Below are 25,945 nucleotides of genomic sequence, written 5' to 3' on the forward strand. Positions count from 1 at the left end.
AATCTCTTAAAGTAAATTATAATAATTAATAATTTCTAATTATTAATAAGTTTTTTTATAAATTTGTGAAACTATTTTTAAGATCCATTTAGCTTTATTTAAGTTATTAAAATTTTTTTTTTGAAAAATTAAAATTTTATTTTTTTTTAATTTCCAAAAATCAAATTTTTTTGTAATGATTAAAAAAAATTTTTCTAAATTTATTTTTTTAAATGTTAAAAATTTTATTTGTCCATTTTTTTTGTTTAATTTAATAGATTGTATTCCAATTTTTTTGCATTTTATTTTAATTTCTTCTATAAGAATTAAATTTTTAGTAAATTTTGGCAATTTCCCGAATTTATTAAATAATGTTTTTTTTATTTTTTTTATTTTTTTTAACGTAGATATTTCATTAATTTTTTGATAAAAAAATAATCTAATGTTTACATCATTTATATAATTTGCTGGGATTAATGCAGATATTTTCAATTTTATAGAAGGTTTTTTTAAAATAAGATTTTTAAAACTTAATTTTTTTCTTTTTTTTAAATTTATAATAGCTTTATTTAATAACTTTTGGTAAAAATTGAAACTAATATTTTTTAAATAACCACTTTGATTATTTCCTAAAATATCTCCCATTCCTCGAACTTCTAAATCTTTTTTTGCCAAAGAAAGTCCTGAATCAAAATTTTTTTTTAAAGAAATAACATTTAATCTTTTTTTTGCATATTTCGTAATTCTATCTTTTTTAGATAATAAAAACCATGCATATGCTTGTTTAGAAGATCTTCCAACTCTACCTCTTAATTGGTGTAATTGAGATAAACCAAAAAAATCAGCATTTTCTATAAGAATCGTATTTGCTCTTGGAATATCTATTCCAGTTTCAATAATTGTTGTACATAATAAAACATTAAATTTATAATTATAAAAATTTTTAATAATTTTTTTTAATTTTTTTTTTTTCATTTTTCCATGAGCTATATAAAAATTTGCTTCAGGAACTAAGTGAATTAATTTCTTTAATTTTTTTTTTATTGTTTCAATTTTATTGTATATATAAAAAACTTGACCATTTCTATTAATTTCTTTTAAAATAGCATTTCTAACAGTTTTATTATTATATTTTTTAATAAATGTTTTAATAGAAATTTTTTTACGAGGAGGCGTAGAAATAATTGATAAATCTCGAATGCCTAATAAAGCCATATTTAATGTTCTTGGTATTGGAGTTGCAGTTAAAGTTAATACATCAATATTTTTAAAATATGATTTAATCTTTTCCTTATGATAAACTCCAAATCTATGTTCCTCATCTACTATTAATAAGCCTAAGTTTTTCCATTTAAAATTATTATATAATAAAGCATGAGTTCCAATTAAAATTTTTATTTTTCCATTTTTAATATTTTTAAAAATTTTTAAACGTTTATTTTGATTTCTAAAACTAGAAATCATATCTATTTTTATAGAAAATTGTTTGAATCTATTTAAAAAATTTTTATAATGCTGTTCAGCAAGTAAAGTTGTAGGAACTAAAATTACTACTTGTTTATTATTAGAACTAGCTAAAAAAGCAGCATGCATAGCTACTTCTGTTTTTCCGAATCCAACATCTCCACATATTAAACGATCCATAGGAATATTTCTTTGCATATCTTGAAAAATTGATTTTATAGATTTTTTTTGATCTAAAGTAAATTTAAATGGAAAGTTTAAACAAAATTTCTTATATAAATTTTTATTAATTATGAAAGAAAATCCTTTTTTAGAGGATCTAACTGCTTGTGTTTTTAAAATAAGAGCAGCAGTATCATAAATTTGTTTTGTAAGATTTTTAGTTGTTTTATTCCATTTTTTATTTCCTAATTTGTTTAATGAGATGTTTTTAATATTTTTACAAATATAATTTTGAATTAAATGTATAGAAGAAATTGGAACGTATAATTTATCATTATTTTCATATAAAATTATTAAATATTCAGATATAATCCCAGATATTTTTAAATTAATTAAACCTTTGTAAATTCCAATTCCGTATTTAACGTGTATTATTGGCTGATCAATATAAATTTTTTCAATATTTTTTTTCATTTTTTTTTCTATAATATTTTTTATATTTTAATATCAAAAATTTTTTTTATAAAAAAATAATTTATTAATAGTTTAACTTTTTGTAAAAAAAAACAAAAATATTAAAAATCTTTTTAAAATAAATTTTATAAATTTTTATATTTAATGAAATAAAAAAAACAGTAAATTATTTTTTTTATTTTTAATTTTAAATAATATTTTTATTAAAAATTTATTAATATATAAAAATTTAAAAATTATTAATAAGATAGTTTTTAATTTGTTTAGATAAAGTGTATACTAACTTTTAAAAATTAAAATTAACTTTTACTTTTAAAATTATAAATTTTTTTTAAATTAGGAAATAATATGAAAATAAGAGTAGGAATTAATGGATTTGGAAGAATTGGAAGAGTAGTTTTTAGATTAGCTCAAGAACGATCTAACATTGAAATTGTAGCAATAAATGATTTATTAGATATTAAATATGTTGCATATATGTTGAAATATGATTCTACACATGGAATATTTAAAGGAACTATTGATATAAAAAAAAATTATTTAATTGTGAATAATAAAAAAATTTTAATTACTTCAGAAAGAGACCCAAAAAAATTAATTTGGGGGAAATTAAATGTTGATGTAGTTGTTGAGTCTACAGGATTATTTTTAACCAAAAAAAGCGCTTCTCAACATATTTTTTCTGGAGCAAAAAAAGTAGTACTAACTGGTCCATCTCAAGATGATGTTCCTATGTTTGTAAATGGAGTAAATTTTTCAAATTATAAAAATGAAAAAATTGTTTCTAATGCATCATGTACTACAAATTGTTTAGCTCCTTTAGCAAAAATTATTCATAAAGAATTTGAAATTATAGAAGGATTGATGACTACTGTTCATTCTGTAACAGCTACTCAAAAAACTGTAGATGGAGTATCTCATAAAGATTGGAGAGGAGGAAGAGGTTCATACCAAAATATTATACCTTCTTCTACTGGAGCTGCAAAAGCTGTTGGAAAAGTATTACCAGAATTAGAAGGAAAACTAACAGGAATTGCGTTTAGAATTCCAACTCCTAATGTTTCTGTAGTAGATTTAACTTGTAGATATAAAAGATCTTCTGATTATAAAAATATATGTTCAGTAATAAAAAAATATTCAAAAAAAAAAATGAAAGGAATAGTTCAATATTGTTCTGATAATGTTGTATCTTCAGATTTTAATAATAATAAAAACACTTCAATTTTTGATGCAAAAGCAGGTTTATGTTTAAATAAAAATTTTGTTAAATTAATTTCATGGTATGATAATGAAACTGGATATTCTAGCAAAGTTTTAGATTTAGTAACTTTAATTTCTTCTATAAAAAATTAAAAATTTTACAAAATATAAAATAGGTATATAAAAATTATATACCTAATTTATTTATATATTTTAAATATTTTTAAAAAATTAATTTATAAAAAATTTTAAATTATTTTAAAAAATAAGGGCAAATTTGATTCAACCATTTTTTTATTCTTTGTTTAGTTTTTTTAGGTTGTCTATCTTCATCAAGTGTTAAACCTATAAAATAATTCTTATTTAATAATGCTTTAGATTCTGTAAAAGAATATCCTTTAACTGACCATTTTCCAACACATAATCCATTATTTTTACAAACTATATTATAAATTTTTTTCATTGCATCACAAAAATATTCACCATAGTCTTCTTGATCTCCAAATCCATAAATAGCAACAATTTTATTTGAAAAATTTATTTTTTTAAAATTTAAATAAAAATCGTCCCAATCACATTGTAATTCTCCATAATACCATGTAGGGATTCCTAAAATTAAATTTTTATATTTTAAAATATCTTTTGTTTCAGATGAATTAATATCATGAACATTAGAATTTTCTTTTCCTAAATAATTTTGAATTATTTTTGCGGCTTTTTCAGTGTTTCCTGTGTCACTTCCGTAAAAAATACCAATTTTTTTCATAATTTTTTTAAAACAATTTAATTTTGTGATAGTAATTTTTTTATAAAAATATTTTATAAAAAATATTAAAATTTTTTTTTAATATTTTAAATATACAAAATATTAAAAAATTTTTTAAAATTTTTATTTTTCAATATTAAAAAAATAAAATTTTATATATATTTTTTAGGTAAAAAATAATTATGAATTTTAAAAATGTCAATTTAGTTTGGTTTAGAAATAATTTAAGAATTAGAGATAATTTAACTTTTCATAATGCTTATAAAAATTCATTAAAAAAAAAAATAAAAATGATAGCTTTATTTATTGCTACTCCAATACAATGGAATATACATAATATTTCATATAGAAAAATAAATTTAATATATAAAAGTTTATTTTATTTAAATAAAGAATTAAAAAAACTAAATATTAATTTTTTTTTAAAAACTTTAACAGATTTTCATCAATCTATAAAATATTTAAAACGTTTTTGTAAAAAAAATTTTATAAAAAAAGTTTTTTATGATTATCAATTTGAATTTAATGAAAAAAAAAGAGATTTATTAATTTCAAAAATTTTGAAAAAAAAAAATATTAAAATGATTGGATTTTATGATAATACACTAATTGATCCTAATTTAATATTTACTAAAATTAAAAAAAGATATAAAAAATTTTCATTTTTTAAAAAAAATGTATTAAAATTTTTAAAAAAAAATCCTATTAAAATAGTAGTTAAACCTAAAAAAAATATTTTTTTTTCTTTGATTAAAAATAAAAATAATTTTAATTTTTTTAAAAATTTTAATTTTTGTAAAAATTTAATTTTGGAAAAAATAATTATAAAAAAATTAATTAACTTTTTAAAAAAAAATAATTTTAATCAAAAAAAATTAAAAAAAAAAAAAATATTATTTGAAAAATGTTCTAGTAAAATTTCTGCTTTTTTATCATTAGGCCTAATATCTATTAGGCAATGTTTACATTATGGTATAATACATATAAATAATTTTACAAATTTACAAAAAAATAAATGGTTAGAAAAATTAATATGGAGAGAATTTTATTATTATTTATTTTATCATTATGAAAAAATATCTCAAGGATTTTCAATAAATCTTAGACAAAAAAAAATTATTTGGTCTAAAAATAAAAAAATTTTTAAATTATGGAAGTTAGGAAATACAGGATATCCTATAATTGACGCTAGTATGAGAAAATTGAATAAAACTGGATGGATTAATAATAGATTACGTATGATTAGTGCCAATTTTTTAGTAAAAAATTTATTTTTAAATTGGAAAAAAGGAGAAGAATATTTTTTGTCTCAATTAATTGATGGAGATTTTATAATTAATAATGGAAACTGGCAATGGATTACTTCTATAGGAACAGATTTTGTTCCTTATGTAAGAACTTTTAATCCTTTTATTCAATCAAAAAAAATAGATCCTACTGGAAAATTTATAAAAAAATATATTCCTGAAATTAAAATTGTTCCAAAAAAGTTTATTCATAACCCTCATAATTGGCTTAAAAAAAAAAATATTTTTACAAAATATCCACATTTTATTATTAATTATAAAAAAAGTTCAAAAACAAATTTATTAATATTTAAAAATTTAAAATTTAAAAAACATGATAAATAATCGAAAGTTAGAAAATTTAATTAATAAAAAATTAAAATCAAAAAATTATAAAGATCAAATATTTAACGGTTTACAAATAGAAGGTCAATCTCAAATAAAAAAAATAATTACAGGGGTAACAGCTTCTAAAAAATTAATAAATATTGCAATTAAAAAAAAAGCTCAAGCAATTATAGTTCATCATGGTTATTTTTGGAACAATAAAAAAATAATTATTGATAAAATAACAAAAAATAGATTACGCCTAATTTTTTCAAAAAATATAAATTTATATTGTTGGCATTTGCCTTTAGATTTACATAAAAAACTAGGAAATAACACTCAACTTGGAAAAAAATTAAATATTATTATTAAAGGAAAAATTTCTTCATATGTTTGGTGGGGAATTTTAAAAAAAAAAATATCTGGAATAAAATTTTGTAAAAAAATTTTTGATAAATTTAATAGAAAGCCTTTATATATACACGATAATATAAAATCTAAAATAAAAAAAATTGGATGGTGTAGTGGAAAAGGTCAAAAATTTATAGATCAAGCAATAAAATTTGGTGTAGATGCTTATTTAACTGGGGAAGTTTCAGAAGAAACTACTCATTCTGCAATAGAATCAAAAATTCATTTTTTTTCAATTGGTCATCATGCATCTGAAATTGGAGGAATAAAATCTTTAAGTAAATGGATTAAAAAAAAAGTACAAATAAATATTGAATTTATAAATATTCCAAATCCAGTATAAAAAATATATATTATTTATTTCTGAAAGAGTAAAACAAAATGAAAAAAAATAAAATTTCTAAAAATTTAAAAAAATATTGGATGAATTTTACTAATCAAGAATATTTTGAAAAACTTAATACAAAAATTAAAAAAAAAAAAAAAAATAAATTAAAAAAAAATAAAAACTATATTTTTAACATATCACAAGACGTAAAAAAAAAAAAACAAATAAATAAAATAGATAATTTTTGTATTAAAACAAAAAATTTTTCTCAAAAAATTTTTAATTTATTAAAAAAATTTTATAAAAAAGGATATTTATATGCTAATCTTGATCCTTTAAAAAAAATAAAAAATTTTGAAAAAAATAGCTTAAATTTAAAAAAATTTTTTTTTAATTCTAAAGAAAAAAAAAAAAAAATTAAAATAAAAAATATTTTTAATTCAACAATTAAATTTAAAAATGTTGGTGAATTATATAATTTTTTAAAAAAAAAATATTGCAAATTTATTGGTTATGAATATTTTCATATTGAAAATTCAAAAGAAAAAAAATGGTTTCATAAAAAAATTTTGTCTTCTAAAAAAAATTATAAAAATAATTTTAAAAACAAAAAATATATTTTAAATTCTTTAATTTTTACAAAATTTTTAGAAGAATATATTCATATAAAATATCCAGGATATAAAAGATTTTCTCTAGAAGGATGTGATGTGTTAATTCCTATGATTCATGAATTAATATCTTATTCCTCTAAAAATAATGTTAAAAATATATTTTTTGGTATGCCACATAGAGGAAGATTAAATTTCTTAATTAATATAATGGGAAAATCTCCTTATAAAATTTTTAAAGAATTTTCTAATAATTTTAAAGATGTAGATGATGTAAAATATCATTTAGGTTATTCTTCAATCATAAAAACTAAATATGGAGACATAAATTTAAATTTACAATATAATCCTTCACATTTAGAAATTATTACACCTGTTGTAATGGGTTATGCTAGAGCATATTTAGATTCTTTTAACAAAAATAAGAATTCCATTTTACCTGTTGTAATTCATGGAGATGCTTCTTTTATTGCTCAAGGAGTTATACAAGAAACTTTAAATATTTCTCAAACTTCAGGTTATCACATAGGAGGATCTATTCATATTGTTGTGAATAATCAAATTGGATTTACTACTTCAAAAATTACAGATTCACGATCTAGTTTACATTGCACAAACATTATGAAAATGATAGATTCTCCAATTTTACATGTAAATGCAAATGATCCAAACTCATGTATAGCAATGATAAAATTAGCAGTTGATTATAGACAAAAATTTAATAAAGATATTTGTATTAATTTAATAGGATATAGAAAACATGGACATCATGAATCTGACGAACCATCAGTAACACAACCTATGATGTATAAAAGAATTAAACATCAAAAATCAATTTCTAAAAAATATTTTTGTTATTTAAAAAAAAAATATTTTTTAAAAAATAATTATTTTTTAAAAATTTCTAAAATTTATAAAAATGAACTAAAAAAAAATAGTTCTATAACTTTAAAATATAAATCTTTACGATTTATAGAAAAAAATACTAATATAAAAAAAAATAAATGTATACATAATATTAATATAAATAAAATAATTGATATTAATAAATTAAAAAAAATTTCTAAAAAAATAAATACTTTGCCAAAAAATATAGAAATTCATCATTTAGTAAAAAAAATTTATCAAAATAGATTATATCATAAAAAAAAAAATGTTTATTTTGATTGGGGTGCAATTGAAAATTTAACTTATGCTTCTTTATTAAATGATGGGTTATCTATTAGAATTTCAGGAGAAGATGTAAGTAGGGGTACATTTTTTCATAGACAATGTTTTATCCATGATCAAAATAATGGAAACATTTTTATTCCTTTACAAAATTTTGTTAAAAATCATAATAATAATTTTTTTATTTGGGATTCCGCTCTTTCTGAAGAAGCAATATTAGCATTTGAATATGGATATAGTTTAAATAATCATAATATATTAAATATTTGGGAAGCGCAATTTGGAGATTTTTCAAATGTAGCCCAAGTAGTTTTTGATCAGTTTATTTTTTCAGGAGAAAAAAAGTGGAACCAATACTCAAGTATAGTTTTATATTTACCTCATGGCTATGAAGGTCAAGGCCCTGAACATTCATCATGTAGATTAGAAAGATATCTGCAAATGTGTGCTAATAATAATGTAATTATTATAATTCCGACAAAACCATCACAAATGTTTCATGCTTTAAGAAATTATGTTTATAAAAATGTAAAAAAACCATTAATTATTCTTACACCTAAATCTTTCTTAAGAAATCCTTTAGCAAAATCTTCTTTTTTAGATTTGTCTACTAAAAAATTTCAAACCATTATAAAAGATAAAATTATTGATAAACGTAAAATAGATAGAATTATTTTTTGCTCAGGAAAGATATATTATGATTTTAATTTAAAAAAAAATAATAAAAATGTTCTTTTAATAAGAATTGAACAAATTTATCCATTTCCTATAAAAAAAATATTATTAATATTAAAAAAATATATTCATGTTAAAAAAATTATATGGTGTCAAGAAGAACCAAGAAATCAAGGAGCCTGGATATATGTTAATAATATTTTCTCAAAATATTTTAAATTTATCTCAAAAAAAATATTTTGTATTAGTCGTAAAAGTTCATCTTCTACCGCTACAGGTAATTTTAAAATTCATGAAAAAGAACAAAATAAAATTATTTTTTATGCATTAAAAAAAAATTTGAAGAATAAAAATTATGGAGTTTAATATATGAAGAAGATAAAACAAGTTATAGTACCAAATCTGCCAGAATCTGTAAATAATGCAAAAATAATAAAATGGTATAAATCAGTTGGAGAAAAAGTAATTAAAAATGAATTATTATTAGAAGTTGAAACTGATAAAATTATAATAGAAGTGTCAGCTCCAAAATCTGGAATTTTAAAAAATGTTTTAGAAAAAGAAGGTAACATAGTAGTTTCAAAACAAATTTTAGCAAATATAGAACTTGAAAATAATGAAAAAAATAAACATATTTTGTTAAATAAAAAAAAAATTAAAACTATTGAAATAAATACTTTAAGCCCTTCAGTTCGAAGAAATAATAAAAAAAATTTTTTAGATGTTAAAAAAAAAAATATAAAAAAAAAATTGAATAAAAATATATGTAATAAAAATAAAAATATTCAAAAAAAAGAAAATATTAAAATCAATAAAATTGTTCCTATGTCTAGTTTAAGAGTAAAAATTTCAGAAAGACTCTTAGAAGCTCAAAAAAATATGGCAATGTTAACAACATTTAATGAAGTTAATATGAAAAATGTTATTAAAATTAGAAACAAATATCAAAATAAAATTCAAAAAAAATTTGAAATAAAATTAGGTTTTATGTCCTTTTATATAAAAGCTGTATCCGAAGCATTAAAAAAATATCCTGAAATTAATTCTATGATTGATGAAAACAATAATATTATATATTATAAAGATATTGATATAAATATTGCAGTTTCTACTTCTAGAGGTTTAATTGCTCCCGTAATTAAAAATGCAAATTTTTTAAAAATGTTAGAAATAGAAAAAAAAATAAAATATTTTGTAAATCAAGGAAACTCAGGAAAATTAACGCTTAAAGAACTATCAGGTGGTACTTTTACTATTACTAACGGAGGAGTTTTTGGGTCTCTTTTTTCTACTCCAATAATTAATCCTCCTCAATCTGCTATATTAGGGATAAATGTTATTCAAAATAGACCAATAGCAGTTAACAATGTTGTAAAAATTTGTCCTATGTCATATTTATCATTATCTTATGATCATAGAATCATTGATGGTAAAGAATCTATTGGATTTTTAAAAAAAATTAAAGATATATTAGAAGATTTTACTTTTATTTTATTTGAAAATTAAAATTTTTATTATTTATATAAAATAATAAAAATTTTAATTATACTTAATTATAGAAATTGAGCTTTAAGTATAGTAAAATATTAAAATAAATAAAATTTAAAATTTAAATTATAAAAAAGGAAAAAAAATTTTGAAAAATAAAATAGTGTTTTTAAGACACGGAGAAAGTAAATGGAATCTTAAAAATAAATTTACTGGATGGTATGATGTTAATTTAACTAATAAAGGAAAAAAAGAAGCGTTATTAGCTGGATCATTATTAAGAAAAAATAATTTTTTTTTTGACAAAGTATATACTTCTGTTTTAAAAAGAGCTATACATACTGTTTGGAAAGTATTAGATCAATTAAATCAACCTTGGTTAGAAGTTAAAAAAACTTGGAGGCTTAATGAAAGACATTATGGAGATTTACAGGGTTTAAATAAAGAATCTGTTATTGATACATATGGAAAAAAAAAAATTGTTGCCTGGAGAAGAAGTTATCATTCTGTGCCACCAAAAATGATTATATCTAAGCATAAATTTTCAGGATATGATAAAAGATACGATAAATTAAAAAAATCTCAAGTACCTACTAATGAAAGCATTGAATTAACTTTAAAAAGAGTATTACCATATTGGAATAAAATAATTCTTCCAAAATTTAAAAAAAATAAAAAAATTCTTGTTGTTGCACATGGTAATTCATTGCGAGCATTAATTAAATTTTTGGCAAATATTAATGATAAAAAATTCCCAGATCTTAATATTCCAACAGGTATTCCTATAATTTATGAATTTGATGAATCATTTAACCCTATAAAATATTATTTTTTATAATAAAATTTATATTTTATATATTGTAAATAATAAAAAATTTTAAATTAATTTTAGATGGATATTTTTAAAATGATTAATAAAATTGGTATATTAACTAGCGGGGGAGATTCCCCTGGTATGAATGCTGCTATTAGAAGTATTGTTCGAACTGCAGTTAATAATAATATAAAAGTAGTCGGATTTTTAGAAGGTTATTTAGGTTTATGTAAAAATAATACAATTGAATTAAATAAAAAAAATGTTTCTAATTTAATTAATAAAGGAGGAACCTTTTTAGGTTCTACTCGTTATCTAAAATTTCATAATAAAAATAAACAGAAACTTGCTATACATAATATGAAAAAGAAAGGTATAAAAGCACTTATAGTTATTGGTGGTAATGGAACTTATTTAGGAGCAAATTCTTTAAAAAAAATGAAATTCCCATGTATTTGTATTCCAGGAACAATAGATAATGATGTTGTAGGTACAGATTATAGTATAGGATACTATACTGCTTTAGAAACTGTAGTTCAGTCAATTGATAAAATTAGAGATACATCTTCTTCCCATAAAAGAATTTCTATTGTAGAAATTATGGGAAGAAATTGTGGTGATTTAACATTATATTCAGCAATTGCAGGAGGATGCGAATTAATTGTTATTCCGGAAATTAAATATAAAAAACAAAAATTATTAAAAAAAATAAAAAGAATTATTAAAAAAGAAAAAAAACATATAGTAATTGCGATTACTGAGCATATTTGCAATACTAAAAAATTAGCCAAATATATTGAAAATAAAACTAATAGAGAAACTCGAACAACTGTTTTAGGTCATGTGCAAAGAGGAGGTTCTCCTGTATCTTATGATAGAATTTTAGCATCTAGAATGGGATTTTATTCTATTAACAATTTATTAAAAAAAAATATTTTTGGAGTATGTATTGGAATAAAAAAAAATAAAATTATTCATCATAATATTAAATATATGTTAAAAAAAAGAAAAAAAAAATTTAAAAAAAAGTTGTTTTATATGTCAAAAAAATTATATTAAATTTTTGTTATTATATTAATTTATTAAGAAATAGTTTATAAATTTTTTATATATTTTATACATTTTACACATTATATTTATTTTTATAATATTTATAAACTATATCTATAATTTTTAAAAATTTTTTATAATTTAAAGAATTAGCTCCAATTAATAAACCATCAACATTTTTTTGTGAAATTATTTCTAATGCATTATCTTCTGTTACAGATCCACCATATTGGATATAAAAATTTTTTTTATAATTATTATTTATTTTACTTTTTTTGAATATATAATCTTTGATAAATTGATGAACTTTATTAATATCTTTAATAGAAGCGCTTTTCCCAGATCCAATAGCCCATACTGGTTCATATGCTATATAAGAATTTTTAAACGCATTTTTTCCACAAAGATTAAAAATTTTTTTTATTTGTTTCTTTAATATAACTTTTGTTAATTTATATTTTTTTTCTTTTTTAGTTTCTCCAATGCATAAAATAGGAATTAATTTATTTTCTTTAACTATTTTAAATTTTTTAGAAATTTTTTTATTATTTTCTTTATGGTATATTCTTCTTTCAGAATGACCTATAAAAATATATTTTACTCCAATATCTTTTAGCATATTAACAGAAATTTCTCCAGTATATGCTCCAGATTTTCTTAGATCAGTATTTTGAGATCCTAAAAAAATATTTTTTTTATCTTTTATTTTTTTTCTCATTCTATCAATATATACATATGGAGGAGATAAGACAATATTAATAAATTTAGAATATTTTTTAAATTTTAGATTAATTTTTTTAGAAAATTTTTTTACTAAATTTTTAGTTCCATTTAATTTCCAATTTCCTATAATAGTTATTTTTTTCATAATTTGTTTTAATAATTGTTTGTTTTAAAGTTTTTAATAATTAAAAAAAATAAAAAAATTTAATTCTTAAATTAAAAATTTTATATAATATAAAAGTTAGTTTTTTTAATATTTATTTTTTTTATTTTATTTTTATAAAATTTAAATATAAAATATTTTTTTTTCTATCAACACTTTTAATATTAACTTTAATTAAATCATCTACTTTGAAAGTTAATGTTTTCTCTAAAATATTTTTTTTCATTTCTTTATCAAGAATTAAAATTCCTTTCATAAAATTATCTATTTTAACCATTAAAAATTTTTTTTTAATATTTACTTTTTTTATTTTTACAACAATAGATAAATTCTTTTTATGCATTGCAACATATTTTCTAAAAGGATCTTTATTTAATTGTTTTAATCCAAGTGAAATTCTTTCACGTTCTGAATCTACTTGCAATAATACTGATTTAATCACATCATTTTTTTTATATTTTTTAATAGCTTCTTCACCTGGAATTTTCCAGTCAATATCAGATAAATGAATTAATCCATCAATTCCATCTTTTAATCCTACAAAAATTCCAAAATCTGTAATAGATTTAATTTTACCGATAACTTTTGATCCTTTTTTATTTATTTTAGAGAAAATTGTCCAAGGATTTTCAGTACATTGTTTCAAACCTAACGAAATTCTTCTTCTTTTTTCATCTATATTCAATACGACCACTTCTATAATTTCATTTAAAACTACTACTTTTGAAGGATGAATATTTTTATTAGTCCAATTCATCTCAGAAACATGAACTAATCCTTCAATTCCTTCTTGAATTTCTACAAAACATCCATAATCAGTTAAATTTGTTACTTTGCCTTTAATTTTAGATTTTTCAGGATATTTATTAACAATATTACACCATGGATCTTCACTTAATTGTTTTAAACCTAATGAAACTCTAATTTTTTCTCTATCAAATTTTAGTACTTTAACTGAAATTTCTTCTCCAATTTGTACTATTTCATTAGGATGTTTGACTCTTTTCCATGCCATATCTGTGATATGTAAAAGTCCATCAACTCCTCCTAAATCTATAAATGCTCCGTAATCAGTTAAATTTTTTACTATTCCTTTTATTTGTAATCCTTCTTTTAAATTATTTAATAACTGATCTCGTTCTGCTTTGTTTTCTATTTCTATTACTGCTCTTCTAGAAACCACTACATTATTTCTTTTTTTGTCTAATTTAATTACTTTAAATTCTAAAATTTTTCCTTCAATATAAGAAGTTTCTTTAATTGGTCTAATATCTACTAAAGAACCTGGTAAAAAAGCTCTTATATCATTTATCTCAACTGTAAATCCACCTTTTACTTTTCCATTAATCAAACCAAAAACTGTAGTAAATTCTTTATTTGCTTTTTCTAAAAAAATCCAAGATTCATGTCTTTTAGCTTTTTCTCTCGATAATAAAGTTTCTCCAAAGCCATCCTCTATAGCATCTAAAGAAACGTCAATTTTATCTCCTATTTTTATTTCTAAATCTCCATTTTTTTTTTTAAATTGAATTATTGGAATTTCTGACTCTGATTTTAATCCAGCATCAACTAATACAAAATCTTTTTCTATTTTTAAAATTTTACATTTTATTATAGATCCTGGGGCTGTATTAATTTTTTTTAAAGAATCATTAAATAACTTTTTAAAAGATTCAGTCATAATTAATCAACTTAAAATATGTGTAATAACATTTTATTAAGCATCCTATTCTTAAAAAATATATATAAATAATGTCTTTTGAAATCCTTTTTAAAGAATGAAAAAAAATTATTATAATTTTAATAATTTAAAATTTTAAAAAATATTTATTTTAAATTTATCTAATAAAAAAAATAAAAAAAAATTAAATTAATAACTAATATATAACATTTTTTTAAATAAAGATAATATTTTAAAAAAATATTTGTTAAAAATTTTTGAATTAATTTTATTAATAAAATTTTATTTTTTATAATTTATTTAATGATTAATTATTTAATAGTAAAATATAGATTGAAGTTTTGAAAAATATTTTGGAAAAGTTTTTTTTACACAATTTGGTTTTAAAATAGTAACATCACAATTAAATAAAGAAATTAGAGAAAAACACATTGCAATTCTATGATCATCATAAGTTTCTATATTTACATGATTTAATTTTTTAGTTGGAGTAATTCCTATAAAATCTAATCCTTCAAATATTTTTACTCCTAGTTTTTTTAATTCAGTTGAAATAGCAAATAATCTATCTGTTTCTTTTACTCTCCAATTATATATATTCCTAATATAAGAAACTTTTTTTGCTTTTAAAGCTAAAATTACTACAGTCATTGCAACATCAGGTATATCATTAAAATCCATATCAATTTTATTTAATATATTTTTTTTTTTTTTACATATAATATAATTCTTTTTAATTTTAATATAAGCTCCCATTTTTTTTAATACATTGCAAAATTTTATATCTCCTTGAATACTATTTTTTCCAATTCCTTTTACTTTAACTTGCCCCCCTTTAATAGCTGCAGCTGCTAAAAAATAAGATGCTGAAGAAGCATCACCTTCTATAAAATAATTTTTTGGTGATATATATTGTTGAGAACCTTTAATATAAAAACTTTTATATTCATTATTAATAATTTTCACTCCAAATGATTTCATTATATTAATCGTAAGATCAATATAAGGCTTAGAAACTAACAAATTTTTAATATAAATTTTAGTATTTTTTTTAGATAATGGAGCTGACATTAATAAAGAACTTAAAAATTGACTAGAAATATTTCCATTTAAAAAAATTTTTCCTCCTATAAAATTTCCTTTAGTAAGAATAGATGGATAGCCTTGTTCATCTAAATATTTTATTTTTGCACCTCCTTGAATTAAAGCATCTACTAAATGTTTTATTGGTCTTTCTTTCATTCTTTTATTACCTGTTAAAATAATATTATTTTTTTCTAACGATAACATTGATAATAAAAATCGAATTGAAGTTCCAGAATTTCCTAAAAATAAAGAAATTTTGTTTATTTTAAAAAAGTTTTTTCCTATACCCTGAACATAACAAATTTTTTTTTTTTTCTTAAAATTATATTGTATTCCTAATTTAGTTAATGCTTTTAACATATATTTTACATCATCACTATATAACATATTTTTAAGACAAGTAGTTCCTTTACATACTGATGATAATAATAATGCTCGGTTAGTAATGCTTTTTGAACCAGGTAAATTAATTACTCCATTTACCACTTTTACAGATTTTAATAATAATTTATCTTTCATAATATTTGCTCTAATTTAAAATTTATAAAAATTTTTATAAAAATTTTAATAATATTTAGAATGTAACATAATATCTTATATTTAAAATTAACCGTAAATTTTTTCAAAAAAAATCATAAATTTAACTAATTTTTTAACACCTTTAAAAGGCATAGAATTATATATAGACGCTCTTAAGCCTCCTATTAAATAATGATTTTTTAAAAAAAATAATCCTTTTTTTTCAGATTCTTGTATAAACAAATTATCTAATTTTTCGTTAGGTGTATTAAAAACTATATTCATTTTTGATCGATTTTTTTTTCCTACATTATTAAAATAAAAATCACTTTTATCTATAGTGTTATATAATAAATTTGATTTTTTACTATTAATTTTTTGAATTTTTTTTAATCCTCCTATTTTTTTTAACCATTTAAAAACTAATCCAGATAAATACCAAGAAAATGTTGTAGGTGTATTAAATAAAGATTCATTCTCTAGTAAAGTACTATAATTTAAAATTGATGGAACAATTTTATTATTAATATTTTTAATCAAATTTTTTTTTAAAATAATTAAAGTAATTCCTGAAGGTCCTATATTTTTTTGAGCTCCAGCATAAATTAAAGAATATTTATTAATATTAATAACTCTAGATAATAATGTAGAAGAAAAATCTCCTATAATTATTTTTTTTGAAAAAAAATTAGGTTCTTCATAAATTGAAATTCCTTCTATAGTTTCATTAGGACAATAATGAACATACTTTGATTCATTATTTAATTTCCACTTTTTCATTGGAATTATAATTTTTTTATTTTTTTTTAATTGTTTAACATTTATTTTATTTGCATTGCAATATTTTTTAGCTTCTAAAAATGCACTTTTTGACCAATAACCACTATTAATATAATCGGCTTTTTCATAATTGTTATGAATAAAACTCATAGGAATAGTAGAAAATTGACCTCTTGCACCTCCATGACAAAATAAAACTGCATATTTTTCTGAAATTTTTAATAATTTTCTTAAAATTTTTTCTGCATTTTTAATAGTATTATAAAAATTTTTGCTTCTATGACTAATTTCAATAACTGAAAATCCTGTATTCTTCCAATTTAAAAATTCTTTTTGAGCTTTACGCATTACTGTTTTAGGTAACATAGCAGGTCCAGCGCTAAAATTATAAGTTTTGAACATTTTTCACCAATTTTTCTAAAATTTTGTTTAAAAATATTTAAAACTTTTATAAAATAAATATTTATTTTATAAAATCTTAAAAATTAATTTTTTTAAAATTTTGTTAATAATTTTTTATTAATTAAATATTATTTTTAAAAAAAATTTAATAAATAATAAATGTAGTATAAATTATCAATTATATTTTCTTCATGCCTTTCATATATCTTTTACATAATACTTTAGGTATATTAATACTTCCATTAGAATTTTGATTATTTTCTAGAATAGCAGCTAAAGTTCTTCCTACAGCTAAACCTGACCCATTTAAAGTATGAATATAACAATTTTTTTTTTTTTTTATATCAAAATATTTAGCATTTATTCTGCGTGCTTGAAAATCAATCATATTAGAACAAGAAGATACTTCTTGATATTTTTTTATTGATGGAAACCATACTTCTAAATCATATGTTTTAAAAGAAGAAAAGCCTAATTCACCTGAACACAACAATATTTTTCTATACGGTAATTCTAAAACTTGTAAAATTTTTTCTGCATGTTCAGTTAATTTTTCTAAACTTAAAAACGAATGTTTTGGATGCACAAACTTTACTAATTCTACTTTTTCAAATTGATTATTTCTAATTAACCCTTTATTATTTTTTCCATAATTTTTAGATTCAGATCTAAAACATGGAGTTTTTGAAATACACATCATTGGAAGTTCATGTTCTTTAAATATTTTATCTTTTGCAATATTTGTTAAAGATACTTCAGCTGTAGGAATTAAAAAATATTTTTTTTCTTTATGTAATTTTTTTAAATTATTTTTAATAATTTTTTTTATACAAAAAAGATTTTTATAAAATTTAGGTAGTTGACCTGTCCCAAAAATACTTGACTCATTAACTAAATATGGAACATAAAATTCTTGATAACCATGATTTTCTATATGAAAATCTATCATAAATTGACCTAACGCTCTATGTAAAAAAGCTAATTTTCCTTTAATAATAGCAAATTTTGAATTTGAAATTTTTGAAGCAACTTTCCAATCAAAACCTTGTATTGACTCACCTAATTCTACATGATTTTTTACTAAAAAATTGAATTTTTTTTTTTTACCCCATGAAAATATTTTTTTATTATTAGACTTTTTAATTCCTTTAGGTGTATCTAATGATGGAATATTAGGAATATAAGACATATATTTATAAATTTTATTCTTTACTTTAGATAATTTTTTTTTAAATAAAGTAAATTTGTCACTTAATTCTATTAAAATTTTTCGAATTTTATTCTTTTTTTTTATTGATAAATTAATATTAGAAATAGATTTTGACAAATTTTTTTGTTGAAATCTTAAATTTTCAGTTTTAATTTGAATATATTTTCTATTTTTTTCTAATCTTAAAAATTTTGAAACATCCAAATTAAAATTTTTTAAATATAATTTTTTTTTAAAAATTTCAGGATATTTTTTTAACATTTTGTAATCTATCATAGGTAAATTAATTCCGTTCAAAAAAAAATTAAAAATTTAAAAAAATTAAGTTATTATTGATATATAATTTTTTTAATTAAAGTAATTAATTATTTATTTACAATTTTTAATTATTTAAATTAATTATTAAAAACAAATAATCTAAAAATATAAAAAATAATTTTTTAAAATTTAGAAAAATAACTTAAAATAAAGTATAATTTTATTAAATTTATTTTTAATTGTAATAATTTTTAATTTAATATACTACAATTTTTTTAATTAAAAATTTTTAAAAAATTTTTATATTGTTTAAACTCAAAATTAATCTTAAATATTTTTATAAAAATGAAAAAAAAAAAAAAAGTTTTAATTCTTGGATCTGGTCCATCAGGATATACTTCTGCATTATATCTTGCTAGAGCTAATTTAAATCCTATACTTATTACAGGAAATTTAGTTGGAGGGCAACTTACTCAAACTAATAATATAGAAAATTGGCCAGGAAGTTATAAAAAACTAACAGGTTTTACGTTAATGAAAAATATGAAAAAACAAATATTAAAATTTAAAGTAAAAATTATCATGGATCATATTAAAAGCGTAAACTTTAAGAAAAAACCTTTTGAATTAATTGGAGAAAATAAAAAAAAATATTTTGCTAATTCAATTATTTTATCTACAGGCTCTTCACCAAGATTTTTAAACATCGCATTAGAAAAAGAATATTTAGGAAAGGGGATTTCTACTTGCGCTATATGTGATGGATTTTTTTATAAAAATAAAGAAGTTGCTGTTATAGGAGGGGGAAATACCGCAGTTGAAGAAGCTTTATATTTATCTAAAATTGCTAAATCTGTACATTTAGTTCATAGAAGAAAATATTTTACAGCTGAAAATATTTTACTTAAAAAACTTTTAAACAAAGTAAAAAAAAAAAAAATTTTTTTATATAAAAATTATATAGTAAAAAAAATTTTAAAAAATAATAATTTAATATCAGGTATATTAATTCAAAAATATATTAAAAAAAATTCTAAAAAAAAATTGAAAATTTTAATTAATGGCATATTTATTGCTATTGGAAATATTCCAAATACTTCTTTGTTTAAAAATCAAATAGATATGAAAAATAATTATATAATTACAAAAAAGTATTCAAAAAAATATATTTCTCAAACAAATATAAAAGGAATTTTTGCGGCTGGAGATGTTATAAACAACACTTATAAACAAGCAATTATAGCATCTGCAAGTGGGTGTATTGCTGCACTAGATGCAGAAAAATATTTAAATTCAATATAAAAAATTATAAAAAATAAAATTTTGTTAAATCTTAATTATGAGAATAAAATATTATGTCTAAAGAAAAAATTATCGAAATGCAAGGAATTGTTATAGATACTTTACCAAATACAACTTTTAAAGTAAAATTAGAAAATGATCATATAATTATTGCTCATATTTCAGGTAAAATGAGAAAAAATTATATTAGAATATTAACTGGTGATAAAGTTACTGTAGAGTTAACTCATTATGACTTAACAAAAGGAAGAATTACATTTAGAAGTAGATAAGAAAATATTTTTTAAAAAAATTAAAATTAATAGATTAAAATTAATAAAATATATTTTAGGATAAAAATGAGAAAAAAATGTGGAAAAATTGATAATTATGACATTAATAAAAATATTTCATGTTATGGATGGATTAGTAAATATAGAAATATTGGAAAAATAATATTTATTAATATTAGAGATAATACAGGATTTATTCAAGTTGTTTTTAATAATACAAATAAAAAAATTTTTAGTTTAGCTCAATCTTTAAGAAATGAATTTTGTATAAAAGTTTCAGGATTTGTTAAAAAAAGATCTCAAAATAATAGAAATCTAAATGTTAAAACAGGAAAATTTGAAATATATGCTAAAAAATTGAAAATATACAATAAATCTAAAAAATTTCCATTTAATGTAGATAACAAAAAAACAAAAAAAATAAATTTAAAATTTAGATATTTAGATATAAGAATTAATAAAAAAATTATAAAAAATTTAAAAACTAAAAATAAAGTTATTCATATAATAACAAATTTTATGTATAAAAATAAATTTTTAAATGTAGAAACACCTGTTTTAACTAAATCAACACCAGAAGGAGCTAGAGATTATTTAGTTCCTAGTCGTATTAAAAAAAAAAATTTTTATGCATTACCTCAATCTCCTCAAATTTTTAAACAACTTTTAATGATTGGAGGAATTGACAAATATTATCAAATTGCAAAATGTTTTAGAGATGAAGATTTAAGATCAAATAGACAACCTGAATTTACTCAAATTGATCTTGAATCTTCTTTTGTAAACTCTAAAAAAATTATAAAAATTTCAGAAAAAATTATTCATGATATTTGGTTAAAAACAAAAAATGTAAAATTAAAAAAAATTCCTCGAATTTCTTTTAAAAAATCTATCAAAAAATTTGGATCTGAAAAACCAGATTTACGTTGTAACATTAAATTAATAAATTTAAAAAAAATATTTCAACATTATTCCTTAAAAAAAAATTTTAAACATATTATTTCTTTAAAATTCCCTAAAGGATCAAATGTTCATATTAATATTTTAAAAAAATTTATTAATTTTTTTAAAAAAAATAAAATTAATAATATTACATTTATAAAAATAAAAAATTTTTCTTTAAAAAAATTTTCTATTTTTGGAGAGTTTTCAAAATTTTTAAGAAAATCAAGTATATTAGAAATAATTAATAAACATAAATCTAAAAATAAAGATTTAATATTTTTAGCAAGCAATAATAAAAAAAATATTTATACAATATTTGGGGAAATAAGAAATAAAATTATAAACGTTATAAGAAAAAAAAAATCTAATAAATGGAGTCCAATTTGGATTACTAAATTTCCATTATTTAAAAAAAAAAAAAATGATATTTTATCTTCTATGCATCATCCTTTTACAGCTCCTTTAAAAAAATATAATATAAAGGACATAAAAAATAATCCTGAAAAAATAATTTCTGATTCATATGATTTAATAATAAATGGACATGAGATAGGAGGAGGATCAGTCCGTATTAATAACAGAAAAATGCAAGAATTAATTTTTAAGATGATTGGAATTAATTCAAAAAAACAAAAAAAAAGTTTTAATTTTTTTCTAAAAGCTTTAGAATATGGAACACCTCCTCACGCAGGAATTGCTTTTGGGCTAGATAGAATAATTATGTTATTAAACAATACAAAAAATATTAAAAATACAATTGCTTTTCCAAAAAATACTTCATCTGTTTGTAAAACTACAAATGCTCCAAATAAAATTAAAAAAACTGATTTAAATGATTTTGGATTAAAATTTTTATAAAATATTTATTATAATATTATAATATAATTATAATTTAAATTAAAACTTATTAAAAAAAATATTTTATAATAAATTTTTTTAAAAATTATAATTATATATATTTATTCAACTTTTAAGATTCTAACAGTATTAGTCGTTCCTTTAATTCCCATAATATTTCCTTGGGTAACTATAACAATATCTCCCTTTAATAAATATTTTTTTTTTTTTAATAATAAAATAGCTTTTTTCGATACAACTAATCCTGATTTATTTGTTTTAAAGTATAAAGGTATAACCCCTCGATATAAAGCTGTTAAATTTAATGTTTTATGATTGTTAGATAAAGCAAATATTGGAAGACCTGAAGTAATTCTAGAAGTAATTAAAGCTGTTTTTCCAGACGCAGTTAATGTAATAATAGCTTTTACTCCAATTAAATGATTAGCAGAATACATAGCAGACATAGCAATAATTTCTTCAATACTTCTACAATAAATATTAATTCTATGTCTTGACACGTTAATACTAGGAACTTTTTCTGCTCCAATACATACTTTAGACATTGAATTTATAGTTTCTAAAGGATATTTCCCTGAAGCAGTTTCAGCAGATAACATTACAGCATCACTACCATCTAACACTGCATTTGCAACATCCATTACTTCGGCTCTTGTTGGTGTAGCATTTAAAATCATAGACTCCATCATTTGAGTAGCAGTAATAACTACTCTATTCAATTGACGAGCTCTTCGAATTAATTTTTTTTGTACTCCCGCCAATTCTGGATCTCCAATTTCAATTCCTAAATCTCCTCTTGCAACCATAATTGCATCTGAAGCTAAAATTATTTCTTCTATAACACTATCATTCTTAACTGCTTCAGCTCGTTCAATTTTAGCAATAATTTTAGCTAAACTTCCAGCTTTTCTCATTAAAAATCTTGCTTTTTCTACATCTTTAGAAGATTTAGGAAAAGATACAGCTAAATAATCTACATTAATTTTAGCCGCCGTAATAATATCATTTTTATCTTTTAAAGTAATTGATCCCGCATTTAAACCCCCTCCTAATTTGTTAATTCCTTTGTTATTTGATAATTTCCCACCAATCAATATTTTTGAGAAAATTTGATATTTTTTAACACTAAATATTTTTAATTGAATCTTTCCATCATCTAATAAAAGAATATCATTTACATTTATATCATTTGTTAAATTTTTATAATTAAAACCTACTTTTTTATGATCTCCTAAAATATTTTTTAATTTATAATCTAACAAAAAATTTTTATTTTTTTTTAAAAAAACTACTTTATTTTTAAATTTTGAAATTCTAATTTTAGGGCCTTGTAAATCTGCTAATAACGCAATATTTTTTCCAGTTTTTTTTATAATTTTTAAAGCATTTTTAGATCTTTTAATATGATCATTTGTACTACCATGAGAAAAATTTAACCGTAACACATCTACTCCAGAGTTAATTATTTTTTCTAATGTTTCTATTTTATCTGTAGATGGTCCTAAAGTAATTACAATTTTAGTTCTTCTTAAACGTTTCAAATTTTTTATATACCTATTTTATATGTTTATAAAAATAACATTTTTTAAAAAATATTTTTTTAAAATTAATTTTTTATTAATATTAATATAATTTTATATTACTTATTTACAATAATAAAGATTTTTAATTCTAAGATTAAACGATTTTACAAATATTATTAATATATATTTTATTTTATTAAAAAATTTTAAAAATTTAAAACAAATATATATAATTATATATATAATATATAAAATTATTTAATTTTTTGTAACAAATAAATGCAATTATATTAAATTATAAAAATTAAGGTTATTAAAAAATGTCTCATAATAAAATAAAAAGATTTGATTTGGTAATTTTTGGAGCAAAAGGTGATTTAACTAAAAGAAAGTTAATTCCAGCATTCTATCAATTAGAAAAATTTAAAAAATTTCATAAAAAAACTAAGATAATTGGGGTGGGAAGAGCAACATGGAATAAAAAAAAATTTTTAAAAATCGTAAAAAAATCTTTAAAAAATTTCATGAATGATAAAATCAATTATAAAATATGGAAAAAATTAAAATCTAGAATTTATTTTTGCAAATTAGATATTAATAAAACATCTAATTTTTTAAAATTAAAAAAAATATTGCAATCTAAATCTAAAAAAAATATTATTAATTATTTTGCTACTCCTCCTGATACTTATGCAAACATATGTAAAGGTTTAGCATCAATAAATTTTAATACATCTAATTGTAAAATTATTGTAGAAAAACCAATTGGAAGTTCATATAAAACTTCAAAAAAAATTCATAAAAAAATTAATATTTTTTTTAAAGAAAAACAAATTTTTAGGATTGATCATTATTTAGGAAAAGAGACCATTATAAATTTATTTTTTTTAAAATTTTTAAACCCTATATTTTTCAATAATTGGAGTAATAAAACTATTGATCATATTCAAATAACTTTATCAGAAGAATTAGGAGTAGAAAATAGATGGAATTATTTTAATTCAATAGGACAAACTAGAGATATGGTTCAAAATCATTTATTACAAATAATATCTATTCTTGCTATGGAAACTCCAATAAATTTAAATTTTAAAAATATTCAAAACGAAAAATTAAAAGTATTAAAGTCATTACGAATAATTAATAAAAAAAATATTAATATAAAAACTGTTCGAGGGCAATATTCTAATAGTAATATTCATGGAATTAAAATTCCAGCATATACAGAAGAATCAAAAATTTGTAATAAAAGCTTAACAGAAACTTTTGTTGCAATAAAAATAAATATAGATAATCATAAATGGTTTGGAATTCCATTTTATGTTCGAACAGGTAAGAAGTTAAAAAAAAAAAAATCTGAAATCGTAATTGTTTTTAAATCTATTAAATTTAATATTTTTAAAAATAATAAAAAAAATATTCCAAAGAATAGATTACATATACGTATTCAACCTAATGAAGGTTTAAGATTATTTATATTAAACAAAAAACCTAGTTTAAATAAAAATATTAAATATAAAGAAATTAAATTATCTAATTCATATCATAAAATATTTAAAAAAAAATATATACATGATGCATATGAAAAATTAATATTTGAAGTAATTAGAAATAAACAATCTTTATTTGTTAGTAAAAAAGAAGTTGAACAATCTTGGAAATGGATAGACTCTTTAATGAATGCGTGGAAATTAAAAAAATCTAAAGTAGAACTTTATCAACCTGGAAGTTGGGGGCCTAAATCTTCAGAAAATCTTTTAAAAAAAAATGGTTATAATTGGTATTAAAATTATTATAATAAATTTTATTAAACAAAATTTGTTAATTTAATAATTTTAAAAATATAATAACAATTTTTAAAAATTCTGAAGACTAATAATATTTTATATTTTTTAAAAAAAATTTGTGATATTATAATTATAAATTATATAATTAATTTTAATTATTTTAATATATAAATTTATTTGAATATTTAATAAAATTTATTTTAAATTTTATAAAAATATTAATTCATAAAT

General features: G+C 19.2%; 18 protein-coding genes and 1 pseudogene. 11 read left to right on the forward strand and 8 right to left on the reverse strand.

Features of this window, described 5'->3' with window-relative positions:
• Positions 1-42: 42 nt before the first annotated feature.
• Complete coding sequence (mfd, locus tag AACL42_RS00200; RefSeq protein ID WP_340147531.1) at positions 43-2,079, reverse strand: transcription-repair coupling factor; 2,037 nt, start codon at positions 2,077-2,079, stop codon at positions 43-45.
• Positions 2,080-2,427: 348 nt separating this feature from the next.
• Between mfd and gap the strand changes: the two genes are divergently transcribed.
• Positions 2,428-3,432 (forward strand): type I glyceraldehyde-3-phosphate dehydrogenase, encoded by a 1,005-nt coding sequence (gene gap / locus AACL42_RS00205; RefSeq protein WP_340147532.1) that lies wholly within the window; start codon positions 2,428-2,430, stop codon positions 3,430-3,432.
• Positions 3,433-3,532: 100 nt separating this feature from the next.
• On the opposite strand, the gene fldA is transcribed toward gap, so the two are convergent.
• Entirely contained in the window at positions 3,533-4,045 is a 513-nt protein-coding gene (gene fldA / locus AACL42_RS00210; protein WP_340147533.1) for a flavodoxin FldA, read from the reverse strand.
• Positions 4,046-4,227: 182 nt separating this feature from the next.
• Between fldA and AACL42_RS00215 the strand changes: the two genes are divergently transcribed.
• The 6 genes from AACL42_RS00215 to pfkA all read left to right on the forward strand — a co-directional run bounded on the left by AACL42_RS00215 (position 4,228) and on the right by pfkA (position 12,214).
• Positions 4,228-5,676 carry a deoxyribodipyrimidine photo-lyase gene (locus tag AACL42_RS00215; protein ID WP_340147534.1) on the forward strand — a complete coding sequence of 483 codons (1,449 nt, stop codon included), beginning with the start codon at positions 4,228-4,230 and terminating at the stop codon, positions 5,674-5,676.
• Positions 5,669-6,412 (forward strand): Nif3-like dinuclear metal center hexameric protein, encoded by a 744-nt coding sequence (locus AACL42_RS00220; protein ID WP_340147683.1) that lies wholly within the window; start codon positions 5,669-5,671, stop codon positions 6,410-6,412. The genes AACL42_RS00215 and AACL42_RS00220 overlap by 8 nt, the downstream gene beginning before the upstream one ends.
• Positions 6,413-6,450: 38 nt before the next feature.
• The gene (locus AACL42_RS00225; protein WP_340147535.1) at positions 6,451-9,219 is read left to right on the forward strand and encodes a 2-oxoglutarate dehydrogenase E1 component; all 2,769 of its coding nucleotides are present in this window, start codon (positions 6,451-6,453) and stop codon (positions 9,217-9,219) included.
• A 3-nt stretch (positions 9,220-9,222) separates the two neighbouring features.
• On the forward strand, positions 9,223-10,359 hold the full coding sequence (sucB, locus tag AACL42_RS00230) for a dihydrolipoyllysine-residue succinyltransferase (protein WP_340147536.1): 1,137 nt from the start codon (positions 9,223-9,225) through the stop codon (positions 10,357-10,359).
• A 130-nt stretch (positions 10,360-10,489) separates the two neighbouring features.
• Positions 10,490-11,179 carry a 2,3-diphosphoglycerate-dependent phosphoglycerate mutase gene (gpmA, locus tag AACL42_RS00235; RefSeq protein ID WP_340147537.1) on the forward strand — a complete coding sequence of 230 codons (690 nt, stop codon included), beginning with the start codon at positions 10,490-10,492 and terminating at the stop codon, positions 11,177-11,179.
• Between the two features lie 69 nt (positions 11,180-11,248).
• Positions 11,249-12,214 (forward strand): 6-phosphofructokinase, encoded by a 966-nt coding sequence (gene pfkA, locus AACL42_RS00240; protein WP_340147538.1) that lies wholly within the window; start codon positions 11,249-11,251, stop codon positions 12,212-12,214.
• A 64-nt stretch (positions 12,215-12,278) separates the two neighbouring features.
• Here the strand turns inward: pfkA and tpiA are convergent, their stop codons facing one another.
• The 5 genes and pseudogenes from tpiA to serS form a co-directional block, all read right to left on the reverse strand.
• Positions 12,279-13,073: a triose-phosphate isomerase gene (gene tpiA / locus AACL42_RS00245; RefSeq protein ID WP_340147539.1), complete on the reverse strand. Its 795-nt coding sequence runs from the start codon at positions 13,071-13,073 to the stop codon at positions 12,279-12,281.
• Positions 13,074-13,224: 151 nt separating this feature from the next.
• Positions 13,225-14,772: pseudogene (gene rpsA / locus AACL42_RS00250) on the reverse strand (30S ribosomal protein S1); the annotation flags it as partial.
• 315 nt (positions 14,773-15,087) lie between these two features.
• Entirely contained in the window at positions 15,088-16,377 is a 1,290-nt protein-coding gene (gene aroA, locus AACL42_RS00255; protein WP_340147541.1) for a 3-phosphoshikimate 1-carboxyvinyltransferase, read from the reverse strand.
• An 87-nt stretch (positions 16,378-16,464) separates the two neighbouring features.
• The gene (gene serC, locus AACL42_RS00260) at positions 16,465-17,559 is read right to left on the reverse strand and encodes a 3-phosphoserine/phosphohydroxythreonine transaminase (RefSeq protein WP_340147542.1); all 1,095 of its coding nucleotides are present in this window, start codon (positions 17,557-17,559) and stop codon (positions 16,465-16,467) included.
• 178 nt (positions 17,560-17,737) lie between these two features.
• Positions 17,738-19,045 (reverse strand): serine--tRNA ligase, encoded by a 1,308-nt coding sequence (gene serS, locus AACL42_RS00265; protein WP_340147684.1) that lies wholly within the window; start codon positions 19,043-19,045, stop codon positions 17,738-17,740.
• A 321-nt stretch (positions 19,046-19,366) separates the two neighbouring features.
• Between serS and trxB the strand changes: the two genes are divergently transcribed.
• The 3 genes from trxB to aspS all read left to right on the forward strand — a co-directional run bounded on the left by trxB (position 19,367) and on the right by aspS (position 22,404).
• A complete protein-coding gene (trxB, locus tag AACL42_RS00270; protein ID WP_425333445.1) occupies positions 19,367-20,329 on the forward strand; it encodes a thioredoxin-disulfide reductase in 963 nt (320 codons plus the stop codon).
• Between the two features lie 53 nt (positions 20,330-20,382).
• Complete coding sequence (gene infA, locus AACL42_RS00275) at positions 20,383-20,601, forward strand: translation initiation factor IF-1 (protein ID WP_340147544.1); 219 nt, start codon at positions 20,383-20,385, stop codon at positions 20,599-20,601.
• A 66-nt stretch (positions 20,602-20,667) separates the two neighbouring features.
• On the forward strand, positions 20,668-22,404 hold the full coding sequence (gene aspS / locus AACL42_RS00280; protein ID WP_340147545.1) for an aspartate--tRNA ligase: 1,737 nt from the start codon (positions 20,668-20,670) through the stop codon (positions 22,402-22,404).
• A gap of 101 nt (positions 22,405-22,505) precedes the next feature.
• Here aspS and pyk read toward each other — a convergent pair whose 3' ends face one another.
• On the reverse strand, positions 22,506-23,945 hold the full coding sequence (gene pyk, locus AACL42_RS00285; RefSeq protein ID WP_340147546.1) for a pyruvate kinase: 1,440 nt from the start codon (positions 23,943-23,945) through the stop codon (positions 22,506-22,508).
• Positions 23,946-24,247: 302 nt separating this feature from the next.
• On the opposite strand from pyk, the gene zwf reads away from it, so the two are divergent.
• Positions 24,248-25,714, forward strand: coding sequence for a glucose-6-phosphate dehydrogenase (gene zwf, locus AACL42_RS00290; protein WP_340147547.1), 1,467 nt, complete (start codon positions 24,248-24,250; stop codon positions 25,712-25,714).
• Positions 25,715-25,945 lie beyond the last annotated feature (231 nt).

This window comes from Buchnera aphidicola (Drepanosiphum platanoidis), from assembly GCF_964020165.1.
Taxonomy (GTDB): Bacteria; Pseudomonadota; Gammaproteobacteria; order Enterobacterales; family Enterobacteriaceae; genus Buchnera_J; species Buchnera_J aphidicola_BL.

Excerpts from the sequence above, each read along its gene's own strand:
- mfd (WP_340147531.1), bottom strand. The coding sequence starts at position 2,079 with ATGAAAAAAAATATTGAAAAAATTTATATTGATCAGCCAATAATACAC.
- gap (WP_340147532.1), top strand. The coding sequence starts at position 2,428 with ATGAAAATAAGAGTAGGAATTAATGGATTTGGAAGAATTGGAAGAGTA.
- fldA (WP_340147533.1), bottom strand. The coding sequence starts at position 4,045 with ATGAAAAAAATTGGTATTTTTTACGGAAGTGACACAGGAAACACTGAA.
- AACL42_RS00215 (WP_340147534.1), top strand. The coding sequence starts at position 4,228 with ATGAATTTTAAAAATGTCAATTTAGTTTGGTTTAGAAATAATTTAAGA.
- AACL42_RS00225 (WP_340147535.1), top strand. The coding sequence starts at position 6,451 with ATGAAAAAAAATAAAATTTCTAAAAATTTAAAAAAATATTGGATGAAT.
- sucB (WP_340147536.1), top strand. The coding sequence starts at position 9,223 with ATGAAGAAGATAAAACAAGTTATAGTACCAAATCTGCCAGAATCTGTA.
- pfkA (WP_340147538.1), top strand. The coding sequence starts at position 11,249 with ATGATTAATAAAATTGGTATATTAACTAGCGGGGGAGATTCCCCTGGT.
- tpiA (WP_340147539.1), bottom strand. The coding sequence starts at position 13,073 with ATGAAAAAAATAACTATTATAGGAAATTGGAAATTAAATGGAACTAAA.
- aroA (WP_340147541.1), bottom strand. The coding sequence starts at position 16,377 with ATGAAAGATAAATTATTATTAAAATCTGTAAAAGTGGTAAATGGAGTA.
- serC (WP_340147542.1), bottom strand. The coding sequence starts at position 17,559 with ATGTTCAAAACTTATAATTTTAGCGCTGGACCTGCTATGTTACCTAAA.
- serS (WP_340147684.1), bottom strand. The coding sequence starts at position 19,045 with ATGATAGATTACAAAATGTTAAAAAAATATCCTGAAATTTTTAAAAAA.
- infA (WP_340147544.1), top strand. The coding sequence starts at position 20,383 with ATGTCTAAAGAAAAAATTATCGAAATGCAAGGAATTGTTATAGATACT.
- aspS (WP_340147545.1), top strand. The coding sequence starts at position 20,668 with ATGAGAAAAAAATGTGGAAAAATTGATAATTATGACATTAATAAAAAT.
- zwf (WP_340147547.1), top strand. The coding sequence starts at position 24,248 with ATGTCTCATAATAAAATAAAAAGATTTGATTTGGTAATTTTTGGAGCA.